The organism is Pantoea sp. JZ2 (assembly GCF_035191405.1).
Lineage (GTDB): Bacteria > Pseudomonadota > Gammaproteobacteria > Enterobacterales > Enterobacteriaceae > Pantoea > Pantoea stewartii.
The window spans coordinates 1,624,947-1,638,865 of sequence record NZ_CP045247.1 but is presented as its reverse complement, the minus strand read 5'-3'; the positions used below and the strand labels follow the sequence as shown (position 1 = coordinate 1,638,865).

Here is a 13,919-nt window from a genome sequence, read left to right as displayed (position 1 = left end):
CAGCGCGACAAAAAACACAGAGGGCGGGATAAGTCCCGCCCTCTTTTTTTGCATTAGGCCTGATCAGCCTTCGTTATGCAGTTCAAGATTTTCGACTTCGTTCTGCCGCGCAATGGCTTTCGCGTCGTCGTTACGCAGGGATTCCAGATATTCAAGGTAGCCCTGATCCACATCTTTAGTAACGTAAACCCCGTTAAAAACGGAGCACTCGAACTGAACGATATCGGGATTCTCTTCGCGTACGGCTTCGATGAGGTCATTGAGATCCTGGAAAATCAGAGCATCTGCTTTGATAATCTGACGAATCTCTTCGACTTCGCGGCCATGGGCAATCAGCTCAGTGGCGCTCGGCATATCAATGCCGTAGACGTTAGGGAAGCGCACTTCCGGAGCCGCAGAGGCGAGATAAACCTTTTTTGCCCCTGCTTCGCGTGCCATTTCAATAATCTGCTCAGACGTGGTGCCACGCACGATAGAGTCATCGATCAGCAAGACGTTTTTATCGCGGAATTCGGCGCGGTTAGCATTGAGTTTGCGGCGCACGGCGCTGCGGCGCAGCTGCTGACCCGGCATGATAAAGGTACGACCGACATAGCGGTTTTTCACAAATCCCTGGCGGTAAGGCTTATCAAGGATGCGGGCGATTTCCAGTGCCGTATCCATGGAAGTTTCCGGAATCGGGATCACCACATCGATATCCAGATCTTCCCATTCACGGGCAATTTTCTGGCCCAGCTTAGTGCCCATGCGGACGCGCGCGCTGTAGACCGAAATTTTGTCCAGGAAGGAGTCCGGTCGGGCAAAATAGACGTATTCGAACAGGCACGGATTGTTTTTGGGGTTCTCGGCACACTGGCGGGTCGAAAGCTGGCCCTGCTCCGTGATGTACACCGCTTCACCCGGCGCGACGTCACGGATGAATTCAAAACCCAGTGTATCCAGCGCGACGCTCTCTGAGGCCACCATATACTCGGTACGGCCATCCGCAATGACGCGTTTGCCCAGCACCAGCGGACGAATCCCGTTAGGATCGCGGAAGGCGACCATGCCGTGACCGATAATCATCGAGACCACCGCATACGCGCCGCGAACCTGCTGATGCACGGCGGCGATAGCGGCAAAAATGTTGTCGGCTTCCAGCGGATAGTGCTGAAAACGATCCAGTTCCTGCGCGAAGATATTCAGCAGGATCTCTGAGTCTGACGTGGTGTTCACATGACGGCGGCCTTTTTCGAACAGCTGCTTACGCAGTTCATGTGCGTTGGTCAGGTTACCGTTGTGTGCAAGAGAAATCCCGTACGGCGAGTTGACGTAGAACGGTTGCGCTTCAGAAGCGCTGGAGCTGCCCGCTGTAGGATAGCGTGCATGACCAATCCCCATGTTGCCTTGTAAACGCTGCATATGACGGGCTTCGAAAACATCGCTGACCAGGCCGTTGGCCTTACGCAGGCGAAAGCAGTTGAGCGCATCAATCGTACAAATGCCTGCGGCATCCTGCCCACGATGCTGGAGCACCGTTAACGCGTCATAGATCGACTGGTTTACCGGCATGAAACCGGTGATACCGACAATACCGCACATGTTGTCATTTCCTCATTAAGCCGTACGCCCGATGGTCTCACCGGGGCAAAAAACTCGACGTGCTTTTCAGGTAGTCAAAAAACCACCTGATTATAGAACTGAACTCGGGGATAAGTTGAGACTGCTGCCAGTCCGGGCTTTTTGAAAAACCCGTGAATGTATCCAGGAAGAACAGCAAAGCGGCTACAATAAGCACACCACGCAAGGCCCCGAAACAAACGCCTAATACCCGATCGGTTCCCGACAGGCCGGTTTTTTCTACCAGCGAGCCGATAACGTAGTTCACTATCGCCCCCACAATCAGGGTCGCAATGAACAGCACCGCAATGGCGATTCCGTTCCGAACCAGTTCGTCGTCAAAACCTGTAAACCAGACAGCAAGGTAGGCATAGTAATGACTGGCGACAAAAAACGCGCATCCCCAGGTAACAAGAGATAAGGCTTCGCGGACAAACCCTCGAACCAGGCTGACCAAAGCCGAAAAACCAACTACCGCAATAATGACGTAATCAATCCAGATCATGAACTCTTCCAGCGCCAGTGCCATTGCACCCCTGCATCCAGTTCGGGGCGCATTCTAACAGAAAAAGAAAACGTTTGCGTAGGGGTTTTCAGGTTCTGCATCCATAAAAAAGGCGAAGAAAAAAACGAACTTCGCCTGTGAGATTGTTATCCGGTTAACCCGTTGAAAAGCCAGGCTAAACGTTGCCCGCCCCGCTTAACCAAGGCTGATTGTCGCTGCCTGTTATTCTTATCGGCAGCGCCAATCGCGGGTTTAACGCGCGCTGTAGGGTTTAACCACGCCGCTTAGACCCGAGACGTTTTTCAGCTCGCCCACTGCCGCCTGCATTTTCGCTTTAGACGCATCCGGTCCCACATAAATGCGGGTGATTTGTCCCTGCACCGGCGTTGACGGCACCGTATAGGCCCGGTAACCCGACAGGCGCAGCTTCGCGACAATCTCGTTGACCTTGCTGGCGTTCTTCAATGCGCCCAACTGGACAACATACGCCTGTCCCGAGGGTTGCGTCTCTTTCGGTTGCTCTGCCGGGGCCGCTTCCTCGGTGCGCGCTGCCTGCTCGGCCGGCCTGGTTTTTTCAACGGGCTTCGCTTGCTCAACCGGTTTGGTTTTCTCGACCGGTTTGCTCTGCGTCTGTTCTACCGGCTTCGGTTTAGCCTGCTCGGTATGTTTCGGTTTTGTCGTCTCAGCTGGTTTTTCTTTCGCTGTCGTCGAATGTACAGGCGGCGGTGATACGACACTCGGCGCACTGTTTTGCTCGGGCTGCGTGCTGCCCTCTTGCGCCTGTGAGTTGCCCCCGTCAGGATGACTTACCGCACTGCCCGCGCCGGCAGGCGGATGGGCTGGCAGCGACTGGGTGACCGGCGGCACCATTTCGCTGTCCTGCTGGTCGTCCGGTTTCGGGACCAGTGGAATCGCCGCAAACTCTTCTTTATAGTGTTTTTTCTTACCATCCAGCAGCCCCGGCAACACAATCACGCCGATGGCCACCAGAATAACGGTACCGACTAAACGGTTTTGAAACTTACTCGCCACGTCCTCTCTCCGTTTCAATCGATTCCATCACCTGCGCGACGGTCAGGAAAGAGCCGCATACCAGGATGATGTCCTGCGGTTCAGCCTGCTGCCGCGCCTGTTGCCAGGCCTGTTCGACATCTGCGAATGCCCGGGCAGACGTTACGTGTGCCATGAGTTGTTCTGCACTGGCACCGCGCGGGCCGGACAGCGGCGCGCAGTACCAGAAGTCGACCTGCGGGGCCAGCGCGGACAACGTCCCGGCGATATCTTTATCATGCAGCATCCCGACCACGGCGTGAACGTGCCCCCGCGTCGGCAAGGCAGCCAGGCGCGATGCCAGGTAGCCTGCTGCATGCGGGTTATGCGCCACATCCAGAATCACGCGAGGCGACTCACTGACGGTCTGAAAGCGCCCGGGTAGCACCGCCAGCGGCAGGCTGGCGCGGATATGTGCGTCGCTGACGTTGAGCCCCGAGGCACGCAGCGCCACCAGCGCCGTTGCCGCATTCGGCAGGGGCACCTGCGGCAGCGGTAGATCGCTCAGTTCACCGTGCGCATCGCGCAGAGACCAGCTTTCTGCCTGCGCATGATAGTGCCAGTCACGGCCAAGCTGAATGAGCTGAGCGCCCTTTTCCCTGGCGACATCGGCAATCGTCACCGGCATAGCAGGCTCACCCACCACCGCAGGTTTACCCTGACGGAATACGCCCGCTTTTTCCCGACCAATGCTGTCGCGATCCGGGCCAAGCCAGTCGGTATGGTCCAGCGCAATACTGGTCACCACCGCGACATCGGCATCCACAATATTCGTTGCGTCCAGCCGCCCACCCAGCCCGACTTCCAGAATGACCACGTCAAGCTTCGCCTGCTGAAACAGGTTAAGCGCCGACAGCGTGCCGAATTCAAAATAGGTCAGGGAGATAGTACCGCGTCCCGCTTCAATATCAGCGAAACTGGCGCTGTGTTGCGCTTCACTCAGCTCCTGTCCCTGCACCCGGACACGCTCCGTATAACGCACCAGATGCGGCGAGCTGTAAACGCCCACGCGATAGCCCGCGGCCATCAACAGGGTTTCAAGCGTCCGACAGGTAGTGCCTTTACCATTGGTACCGGCAACGGTGAAAACAAAAGGGGCAGGCTTCAGCAGGTCCAGACGTTGCGCCACCTGGCGAATACGGTCCAGGCCCAGTTCAATTGCCTGAGTGTGGAGGTGCTCAAGATAATAAAGCCACGTGGCCAAAGGCGACGTGGCTTGAGGGAGGTGAAGATTGTCCATATGTCCCGTTTTGCAAATTTATACCTGGTGAAAGCAACAAGGTATAGGGTGCATGGGTGGAAGGCGCGACCGGCGCGCCTTCTGTCTCCTGTCAGGCCTCGTTACTCTCCGGGTGGGACGTCGCAGGTGCGAACTCTTCACCATCGTGCAACGGTGCCGGCAGGTTCATCATTTTTGCCAGCAGACTTGCCAGTTTAAAGCGCATTTCCGGACGACGAATGATCATGTCAATCGCGCCTTTTTCAATCAGAAATTCACTTCGCTGGAAGCCCGGCGGCAGTTTTTCACGCACGGTCTGCTCAATAACGCGTGGACCCGCAAAGCCAATCAGCGCTTTCGGTTCGGCCACGTTCAGATCGCCCAGCATCGCGAAGCTGGCGGAAACACCGCCCATGGTTGGGTCAGTCAGCACCGAAATATAGGGCAGACCGCGTTCCTGCATTTTCGCCAGCGCCGCAGAAGTTTTCGCCATCTGCATCAGTGACATTAACGCTTCCTGCATACGGGCACCGCCGCTGGCGGAGAAGCAGATAAGCGGACAGTTGTCTTCCAGCGCCTGCTCGACCGCGCGAACAAAACGCGCCCCGACAACAGAGCCCATTGAACCGCCCATAAACGCGAACTCAAAGGCTGCCGCGACAACCGGCATACCGTGCAGTTGGCCTTTCATGACGATCAGCGCATCTTTTTCATCTGTCGCTTTTTGTGCCGCAACCAGACGATCTTTGTACTTTTTGGAATCCCTGAACTTCAGCAGATCTTTGGGTTCCAGCTCACTGCCCAGTTCAACCAGCGTGCCCTGATCGAGCAGGCTCGCCAGACGCTCACGGGCGTGCATGCGCATGTGGTGGTCGCACTTCGGGCAGACCTCAAGATTACGCTCCAGCTCGGCACGGTAAAGTACCTGGCCACAGCTGTCGCATTTCGTCCACACTCCTTCCGGAATGTTGGCACGACGTGCAGGCGTAATATTGCTTTTATTAAGAATGCGTTCAATCCAGCTCATTGATGACCTTTCTGTTAAAAACTGACCTGGTCCAGTCGTCTTGATGCTGCTGAAAACCGCTTCAGCAGACGGTAAATGTCGCTCATTAAACCACAACCAGTTAAGACTGTGGATAAAAATCTGGTCTTACCCCTGAGCGGTAAGCCTGCTCAGGGTTAATTTTGCTGCTTAGCCTGGCGGCGATGACGCCAGATTTCGATAATGCCCGGCAGAACCGATACCACGATAATGCCCAGGATGAGCAGCTTAAGATTTTCCTGCACCACTGGCAAATCGCCAAACAGATAGCCTGCATAGGAAAACAGCAGCACCCATGCCAGCGCACCGGTAACGTTAAACAGGGCAAAATGCCGATAGGACATGTGGCCCATGCCGGCGACAAAAGGGGCAAAGGTACGCACAATCGGCACGAAACGGGCAAGAATAATGGTTTTTCCACCATGACGAACATAAAACGCATGGGTTTTATCCAGATAGCTGCGGCGGAAAATTTTCGAATTCGGGTTGCTGAACAGGCGTTCACCGAACAGTTTACCGATGGTGTAGTTCACCGCATCACCCAGGATCGCCGCGATAACCAGCAGCGCGACCATCAGGTGGACGTTCAGATCGTTACCGGGCAATGCCGCCAGTGCCCCCGCGACAAACAGCAGCGAGTCGCCTGGCAAAAACGGCGTGACCACTAAGCCGGTTTCGCAGAATAAAATCAGGAACAAAATGGCGTAAATCCAGATGCCATACTGCGCGACTAATTCGGCCAGATGCACATCAATGTGCAAAATAAAATCGACCACAAAATGGATGAACTCCATAACGATCCCTTTAGCTAAGGTTGATTAATCCGCGAGGAACAACGGCCCCATCGGCGGCTGAGGTAAAGCAAAGTGCGCGGGATAATCCACCGCCACCAGGTAAAGCCCTTCGGCTTTTGCCGTGGCCGCCGCCAGCGTGCGATCTTTGGCGGCCAGCAGTTCTGCCATCCAGGATTCTGGCTGATTACCACAGCCAATTTCCATCAGACTACCGACAATGTTGCGCACCATATGGTGCACAAAAGCGTTGGCTTTAATGTCCACAATGACATAGGGCCCGTGACGACTGACGTTCAGGTGCATCACGTTGCGCCATGGCGTACGCGACTGGCACTGTACGGCGCGAAACGAGGTGAAATCGTTCTCGCCCAGCAGGCTCTGCCCGGCGCGCTGCATCTTTTCCACATCCAGCGGATAGTAAAAGTGCGTCACGCCCTTGCCCAGGATAGCCGGACGTAAGCGCTGGTTGTAAATCAGGTAACGGTAACGCCGGGCTGTGGCGCTGAAACGTGCATGAAACTCGTCCGGCACGGCTTTCACCCAACGTACAGCAATATCGTCCGGCAGATTGGCATTGACACCCAATGTCCAGGCGGCATCCGCTCGCTGCGCCACGGTCTCAAAATGCACCACCTGTCCGGTGCCGTGCACGCCAGCATCGGTACGCCCGGCGCAAAATACGCTCACCGGATGGTCTGCGACCTTCGACAGCGCCCGCTCCAGCTTTTCCTGCACGCTGCGCACTTCCTGCTGCCGTTGCCAGCCGTAGTATCGGCTGCCGTCGTACTCAATGCCCAGTGCCAGCTTTCTTGTCTGACCTTCCGACATCAGTACATATACTCCTGCACCAGCTTCTCTGCGGTTTTCACCGCCATCAGCGCGCCACCGAAACGAACGTTGTCCGCCACGGACCAGAACTGCAACAGCTCCGGAATACCGTAGTCATTACGTACACTGCCGATACTCAGCGCATCGCTACCTGAGGCATCCGTTACCGGCGTGGGAACGTCCTCTTCGTCGCTCAGGCGAATATCGGCGGCCAGGGCCAGCTCTGCTCTGGCTTCGTCTGCCGACAGCGGGCGCAGATTTTCAATGTGGACGATCTGGGCATTGCCATAAAACACCGGTGCCTGAACGCTGCTGACCGCCACGGGCAAACCGTCGTCCTGCAACACTTTGCGCACCTGATCAACCAGGCGACGCTCGCTCTCCACGCTGCCCTCTGCATCGGCCTGTTGTGGCAGCAGGTTAAAAGCCAGCTGACGACCAAAATGGTGGTCATCCGCCGGTACGCCGTTCAGCAGGCGGGCGCTCTCCCCGGCCAGCGCATCCACAGCCACTTTGCCGTGCGTGGAGACGGAGATCAGATTGGTGACCTGCAAACGGCCTAAACCGGCGGCATCGACCAGCGGTTTGATAGCCGTCAGCAGCTGGCTCACCAGATTATCGGCCACGCTGATGATATTGCGATTACGGTAATCGGCCAGCACCTGCGGATTCACATCCGGCACCACCAGTGGCACATCCGGCGACAGGGCAAACAGCTCACTGCTGTCGATAACCAGGCAACCCGCACTCGCCGCCTCTTCCGCATAACGCGCCGAGGCGTCACGACCGGCAACAAAGAAGGCCAGCTGCGCCTGTGACCAGTCAAACTCCGCGGCGTTTTCAACCCGCAAAGAGCGCCCTTCAAAACGTTTACTTTCACCGGCGCTGTTATCGCTTGCCAGCAAATACAATTCACCAACCGGGAACTGGCGTTGAGCCAGCAGTTCCAGTACAGCGTTCCCTACTGCGCCTGTTGCGCCAAGAAGCGCAATATTCCAGCCGTCAGACATGTTGGTTTACCTCAGACAATGACATAAAAACAGAAGGCGGTGATGTCACCGCCCAGGGATTCAGATTTATCCCTGCACCTGTACCCACGTTTTACGCAGGCTGACAATCAGGTGGAGGATAATACGGCGTTAAAGCCCAACTGAGTGAGCATTTCTGCGGTCGCGGCCTCATCGCAGTTCACCTGCAATGATGACCACTCGCGACGCTCTTCATACTGCTTGCGCAGGCGGTCAAATTCACCCGGTTTTGCCGCCACTTTTCGCAGGGGCGCATCATCGCGGCGCACATCATACACCAGATGCACAAGACGTTTCAGCGTTGGCTGATCGAGCGGCCCATTCAGGCTGATCTGGCTGAACTCTGGCGTAGGCAACAGGCTGCTCAGGGGCACCTGCTGCGGCTGACCAATAAAGTCGCACCAGGCTTCGAACACCTGGGTGGTGCCGCGCGCCTTGCCCTCAAGGGTGTAACCGGCAATGTGCGCCGTGGCGATATCAACCCGATCCAGCAACGCGAGGGAGAGATCCGGCTCCGGTTCCCAGACGTCCAGCACCACGCTCAGATCGTGACGCAGGTTCAGCACCTCAAGCAGTGCGGCATTGTCGACCACCGGGCCACGGCAGGCGTTAATCAAAATCGTTTTCGGTTTCAGGGCCATCAGCAGCGCGGCATCGGCCAGATGCCAGCTTTTATAGGGGCCGGATTTAAACAGCGGCGTGTGAAAGGTCAGAATATCGGCCTGTTGCACCAGCGCATCAAGCGAGAGAAACTCGCCGTCGTCACCCCGATCCGCGCGCGGGGGATCGCATAACAGGGTTTTTACGCCCCAGGCTTCCAGCCGCTTCTGCAGGCGTCCGCCCACATTTCCCACCCCCACGATGCCAACAGTACGATCGCGCAACTGGAAACCGTCCCGCTCTGCCAGCAGCAGCAAGGCAGAAAACACGTATTCAACCACCGCAATCGCGTTACAGCCGGGGGCCGCAGAGAAGGCGATGCCCGCCTGCTGCAGCCACGCTTCGTCAATATGATCCGTGCCCGCCGTGGCAGTGCCGACAAACTTAACGGGTTTGTCCTGCAACAACGCGGCGTTGACCTGGGTGACGGAACGCACCATCAGACCATCGGCATCCGCCAGCTCGGCTTCAGGAAGCGGTCGGCCAGGTACGGCGACCACATCGCCCGTACGACTAAAGAGTTCACGGGCATACGGCATATTTTCATCGACGAGAATTTTCACCACGGCTTTCCTGTCTGTGTATTGAAGGCCGCTATTCTGGCACAAAAGCCTGACATTCGCCTAACCACGCAGTGCAGGGGCGGGTAAGGCTGGCAGAAAGGGGCATCACAGGCGTACACTGCCGCGGGTCTGAGACGGGAGCCTTGTTATGGTCTTTTTATTTCCGCTGTTTGCGGTGTTGATTTGGTCGGTTAACGCTATCGTGAATAAATTATCGGCAGGTGCCATTGAGCCTGCCGCAATTTCGTTCTATCGCTGGCTGCTGGCGTTGCTGGTGCTGACGCCTTTTGTCCTGCCGGGCGTGCTGCGGCAATGGCAGACGATCCGGCCGCATCTGGGACGACTGATGATTCTGGGCCTGCTGGGCATGGCGCTGTATCAGAGTCTGGCCTATTACGCCGCCCATAGCGTGAGCGCCCTGTTTATGGGCATTATCGCTGCGCTCATCCCGCTACTCACCGTGCTGCTCAGTGTCCTTATTCTGCGGATTGCCCCGACCGTGGGGATTCTGGCCGGCAGTCTGATCTCCTTCTGTGGCTTAATCTGGCTGGTCAGTGAAGGCAATCCTGACCAGCTGCTGCATCACGGCATCGGTACGGGCGAAGCCCTGATGCTGGCGGCCTCAGCCTGCTATGCGCTTTACGGCGTGATGACAAAACGCTGGTCGATTCCCCTGCCCGTCTGGCAGAGTCTGTATGTGCAAATTGCCGCTGGCGTGATGCTGTTGCTGCCCGGTTTTCTGATGACACCGGATGTCTCGCTCACGCCACGGAATCTTCCCCTGGTGGCCTTTGCCGGCCTGTTCGCCTCCATTCTGGCCCCGTGGCTGTGGATTCATGGCGTACAAAAGTTGGGGGCCAGCATCACCAGTATTTTTATGAATCTGACACCGCTCTTTACCGCCCTGATTGCGGTGCTGTTTTTGCATGAACATCTGCACAGCTATCACTGGATTGGCGGCGGTCTGACGCTGGCAGGCGTTCTGCTGGCACAGCGTCTGCGCAGGCCGTTAACGCGACGGGAATCGCTTAAGGCCGATCCGCATTAAACCGGATAGTGACACGCAGCCCACCGAGTGACGGGCTGCTATCCAGCGTGACGGTTGCGCCATGCCAGGCGCAAATATCGTGCACCAGCGCCAGCCCGATACCTGCTCCCGTCTGCATCGCGGCGTTATCCAGCCGGATAAATGGCCGTAAAGCGCTTTGCTGCTCTTCCGGGCGAATGCCCGGCCCTGAATCCTCAATGTATAATCTGCCGCTCTCCAGGCGCGCCGTCACCGTACCCTGCACCGGCGTATAGGTAATAGCGTTATCCAGCAGGTTGGCGCACAGCTCGCCCAGCAGCAGCGCATCGCCTTTGACGTCGCCGTGCGCATCACCTTCGTAACCCAGGTCAATCTGTTTCGCACGCGCAGCCGCATAGCGGCTCAGGCACGCCTCGCGCACCACCGTCGCCAGATCCACTTTCACCATGGGTTTATCTTCGCCGTGTCGGGCTTTGATACGCGCCAGTTGCAGCAGCCGGTCGGTAAGCAGGATGGTGTCATCCAGCGTGTAGCGCATGCTCTGCAGGCTTTTCCGCCACTGTTCGGGCTGATGGCTGTCCAGCGCTGTGCCGATCTGGGTTTTCAGAATGGTGAGCGGCGTGCGAAGCTGATGAGCGGCGTCGGCGCTGAACCGATCCTGACGCGCCAGCAATCCCCGCAGCCGTTCCAGATAGCGGTTAAATGCCACGATAAGCGGCTGTAGCTCCGACCACGGCAGGGACGGCAGCGGCGTCAGTTCAGCACCATCGCGACGCAGCACAATGCGGGACAGACGGCGTAAAGGCCGCAACACCCGGCGTAGCATCAGGCTTGCCAGCAACACGGCAATTAACACCAGCGCGCTCTGGCTGAGCAAAGCCGTCCGCATCAGCCCTTTCGCGAAAGCCTCACGGGAATGGATGGTTTCCGCGACCAGCACCAGCGCCATACCTTCCGCGCCCGTCTCGCTGACGGGCTGCCACAAGGCCGCCACCCGGATGCGCTGCTTTTGATAATAGCCGTCATAGAAATGGACCAGCGCGGGATAGGTCTCTGACATCGCGCTGGTGACGGGGATCGGGGGAAGCCCGTCATAGCCGGACAGCGTTTTCCCCTGCGGCGAAATCACCTGATAAAACAGGCGATCATTCATGTTGCGCTCAAAGCTGTCGAGCACCACCCAGGGCACGTCGACCTCCAGGTGTTGGTTACGCACCACCAGCCGTTCAGCGACTGTGCGCGCAGAGGCCAGCAGAGAGCGATCATAGGCCTGATTCGCCGCCGCCAGTCCGCTCTGATAGTGCGTGTAAACAGAAAGCACCCACAGCAGGGAAAGCGGCAGCCCCAGCCAGGCCAGTAACTCGCCCCGTAGCGAGGTGATCAGTCGCATGCCAGGGTTTCCAGGCTGTAGCCCAGTCCGCGCAGCGTCACAATGCCCACGTTACTGCCCGCCAGCTTTTTGCGTACCCGGTGTACATACAGCTCGATGCTTTCCGGGCTGGCGTCATCCGCCAGGGTGAAGGTTTGTTCATACAAATGCTGCCGCGAGACCGGGCGGCCCCGACGCTGCATCAGCGTGGTCAGTACGCTGGATTCACGCGGTGTCAGCGCCAGCGGTTTCTCTGCCAGCAAAAAGTAGCCTTCACCGTTCAGCACCAACTGGCCCAGGGTCTGGTGCCGGGCCGAGTGTCCCTGCGCACGACGCAGCAACGCACGCAGGCGCGCATCCAGCTCATCCAGTTCGAAGGGTTTGGTCAGATAGTCATCCGCGCCGGTATTCAGGCCGCGCACGCGGTCGTCCAGCGTTGTGCGTGCGGTCAGCAGCAACACCGGGACATTTTGTCCACGCCGACGTAACCGGGTTAACACCTCAATGCCGTTCAGACGCGGCAGGGAAACATCCAGTACGACCAGCGCATAATCTTCACTTTGCAGGCTGTGATCCGCCGAAACGCCGTCCGCGACCCAGTCCACAGCAAACCCTTTTTGCGTTAACGCCTTCTGTAACCATCGCGCCAGCTCGGCCGTGTCTTCCACCAGTAAGAGACGCATATCACATCCTTTCACTAAACCTGATGGCTGAAAGGTAAATGAAAGGTTACCGATTTAACAATTCAATAACGCCGAATTGTCGGTAGTAATCACACTCTGAAAGAAAGATGGAGCGCACGATGAAAAAAATAATCCACACCGCCCTCGCCTCTGCCCTGTTGGCTCTCATGTTGCCGTCGCCAGGTAATGCCGCTGCCCCCGACAGGACCGAATGCATTGCCCCCGCCAAACCGGGTGGCGGTTTCGATCTGACCTGTAAGCTGATTCAGGTTTCACTCATGGAAACCAAACAGATCGAAAAACCGATGCGCATTACCTACATGCCTGGCGGCGTGGGTGCTGTGGCCTATAACGCTATTGTGGCTCAGCGCCCGGCTGAAGCAGGCACTGTGGTCGCCTTTTCGGGCGGCTCACTGCTGAATCTGTCGCAGGGAAAATTTGGTCGTTACTCGGTCGATGATGTGAAGTGGTTAGCGGCCATCGGCACAGATTACGGCATGATCGCCGTGCGGGAAGACGCGCCGTGGAAAAATCTGGGCGAATTAATGGCGGCCATGAAGGCAGATCCGACCAACGTGGTGGTCGGTGCGGGTGCCTCCATCGGCAGTCAGGACTGGATGAAAACCGCGCTGGTGGCGAAAGAAGCCGGTATCGATCCGCGTAAGATGCGCTATGTCGCCTTTGAAGGCGGGGGCGAAGTCGTCACCGCGTTGTTGGGCAATCATATTCAGGTGATGTCGGGCGATCTCAGCGAAATGGTGCCGCACCTGCAAGGCGGTAAACTGCGCGTCCTGGCGGTGATGGCCGACAAGCGTCTGCCCGATCAGCTGGCCACGATTCCGACGGCGAAAGAGCAAGGGTTTAACGTGGAATGGCCCATTATTCGTGGCTTCTATCTGGGGCCGAAGGTCAGCGACGCGGATTACCAGTGGTGGCAGAACGCGTTCGAAAAAATGGTGCAAACGCCCGAATTCAGGCAACAGCGCGAACTGCGTGGCCTGTTTGAGTTCAATCTCTTTGGCGCAGAACTGGATAAATACGTGAAGAATCAGGTGGCCGCTTACCGTGAGCAGGCGAAATCCTTTGGTCTGGCTAAGTAACCGGAGCGCATCATGAGCGATCGTATTTTTGCCACGCTGTGGCTGGTGTTATGTCTGGCAGGGTTAGTTGTCGCCTGGCAAATCCAGAGTGAATACAGTTATGAACCCGTCGGCCCGCGGCCTTTTCCGTTGGCGCTGCTCACCCTGATGGCGCTGTGTGCCGTCATGCTGCTGCTGAGAAAGCCCGATGCTATCCAGTGGCCCGCACCGCAGACGATGAAACGTCTGGTGGCGCTGGCCGTCATGCTGTTCGTGTATGGCTGGCTGTTTGAACGTCTGGGGTTCCCGCTATCCACCGCGCTCCTGACCTTCGGCATCGGCATGCTGTTTGGCGCGCGCTGGTGGGCCGCCGTCCTGTCCGGCGCGGTTATGGGGTGGGCGCTGTTTTACGCCTTTGACCATCTGCTGGATGTCACCCTGCCGGCTGGCAGCCTGATGAGCTAAGGAGA

General features: G+C 57.4%; 14 protein-coding genes. 3 read left to right on the top strand and 11 right to left on the bottom strand.

Features of this window, described 5'->3' with window-relative positions:
• Nucleotides 1-63: 63 nt before the first annotated feature.
• The 9 genes from purF to pdxB all read right to left on the bottom strand — a co-directional run bounded on the left by purF (nucleotide 64) and on the right by pdxB (nucleotide 9,291).
• A complete protein-coding gene (gene purF, locus GC087_RS08185; RefSeq protein WP_033740671.1) occupies nucleotides 64-1,581 on the bottom strand; it encodes an amidophosphoribosyltransferase in 1,518 nt (505 codons plus the stop codon).
• A gap of 37 nt (nucleotides 1,582-1,618) precedes the next feature.
• Nucleotides 1,619-2,104 carry a colicin V production protein gene (cvpA, locus tag GC087_RS08180; RefSeq protein WP_026021019.1) on the bottom strand — a complete coding sequence of 162 codons (486 nt, stop codon included), beginning with the start codon at nucleotides 2,102-2,104 and terminating at the stop codon, nucleotides 1,619-1,621.
• 252 nt (nucleotides 2,105-2,356) lie between these two features.
• Nucleotides 2,357-3,136, bottom strand: a complete 780-nt coding sequence (gene dedD, locus GC087_RS08175) for a cell division protein DedD (protein WP_033740672.1) — start codon at nucleotides 3,134-3,136, stop codon at nucleotides 2,357-2,359.
• The gene (gene folC / locus GC087_RS08170) at nucleotides 3,126-4,394 is read right to left on the bottom strand and encodes a bifunctional tetrahydrofolate synthase/dihydrofolate synthase (RefSeq protein ID WP_039339708.1); all 1,269 of its coding nucleotides are present in this window, start codon (nucleotides 4,392-4,394) and stop codon (nucleotides 3,126-3,128) included. The genes dedD and folC overlap by 11 nt, the downstream gene beginning before the upstream one ends.
• 91 nt (nucleotides 4,395-4,485) lie before the next feature.
• Nucleotides 4,486-5,400 (bottom strand): acetyl-CoA carboxylase, carboxyltransferase subunit beta, encoded by a 915-nt coding sequence (gene accD / locus GC087_RS08165; protein WP_033740674.1) that lies wholly within the window; start codon nucleotides 5,398-5,400, stop codon nucleotides 4,486-4,488.
• 155 nt (nucleotides 5,401-5,555) lie between these two features.
• Nucleotides 5,556-6,212, bottom strand: a complete 657-nt coding sequence (locus GC087_RS08160) for a DedA family protein (RefSeq protein ID WP_058701313.1) — start codon at nucleotides 6,210-6,212, stop codon at nucleotides 5,556-5,558.
• Nucleotides 6,213-6,236: 24 nt separating this feature from the next.
• A complete protein-coding gene (gene truA, locus GC087_RS08155) occupies nucleotides 6,237-7,040 on the bottom strand; it encodes a tRNA pseudouridine(38-40) synthase TruA (RefSeq protein ID WP_006120062.1) in 804 nt (267 codons plus the stop codon).
• Complete coding sequence (locus GC087_RS08150; protein WP_039339710.1) at nucleotides 7,040-8,050, bottom strand: aspartate-semialdehyde dehydrogenase; 1,011 nt, start codon at nucleotides 8,048-8,050, stop codon at nucleotides 7,040-7,042. Before GC087_RS08150 ends, truA begins: the two co-directional genes overlap by 1 nt.
• 107 nt (nucleotides 8,051-8,157) lie before the next feature.
• Nucleotides 8,158-9,291 carry a 4-phosphoerythronate dehydrogenase PdxB gene (gene pdxB, locus GC087_RS08145; protein WP_039339712.1) on the bottom strand — a complete coding sequence of 378 codons (1,134 nt, stop codon included), beginning with the start codon at nucleotides 9,289-9,291 and terminating at the stop codon, nucleotides 8,158-8,160.
• Nucleotides 9,292-9,439: 148 nt separating this feature from the next.
• Between pdxB and GC087_RS08140 the strand changes: the two genes are divergently transcribed.
• Nucleotides 9,440-10,339: a DMT family transporter gene (locus GC087_RS08140; protein ID WP_033740681.1), complete on the top strand. Its 900-nt coding sequence runs from the start codon at nucleotides 9,440-9,442 to the stop codon at nucleotides 10,337-10,339.
• Here the strand turns inward: GC087_RS08140 and GC087_RS08135 are convergent.
• Nucleotides 10,320-11,708, bottom strand: a complete 1,389-nt coding sequence (locus GC087_RS08135) for a sensor histidine kinase (RefSeq protein ID WP_324030256.1) — start codon at nucleotides 11,706-11,708, stop codon at nucleotides 10,320-10,322. The two genes, GC087_RS08140 and GC087_RS08135, sit on opposite strands and share 20 nt — an antisense overlap.
• On the bottom strand, nucleotides 11,699-12,370 hold the full coding sequence (tctD, locus tag GC087_RS08130; RefSeq protein ID WP_058701312.1) for a transcriptional regulator TctD: 672 nt from the start codon (nucleotides 12,368-12,370) through the stop codon (nucleotides 11,699-11,701). Before tctD ends, GC087_RS08135 begins: the two co-directional genes overlap by 10 nt.
• Nucleotides 12,371-12,489: 119 nt before the next feature.
• On the opposite strand from tctD, the gene GC087_RS08125 reads away from it, so the two are divergent.
• Together GC087_RS08125 and GC087_RS08120 are read left to right on the top strand one after the other, a co-directional pair.
• Nucleotides 12,490-13,470 carry a Bug family tripartite tricarboxylate transporter substrate binding protein gene (locus GC087_RS08125; protein WP_415911237.1) on the top strand — a complete coding sequence of 327 codons (981 nt, stop codon included), beginning with the start codon at nucleotides 12,490-12,492 and terminating at the stop codon, nucleotides 13,468-13,470.
• A 12-nt stretch (nucleotides 13,471-13,482) separates the two neighbouring features.
• Nucleotides 13,483-13,914, top strand: a complete 432-nt coding sequence (locus GC087_RS08120) for a tripartite tricarboxylate transporter TctB family protein (protein WP_033740687.1) — start codon at nucleotides 13,483-13,485, stop codon at nucleotides 13,912-13,914.
• Nucleotides 13,915-13,919 lie beyond the last annotated feature (5 nt).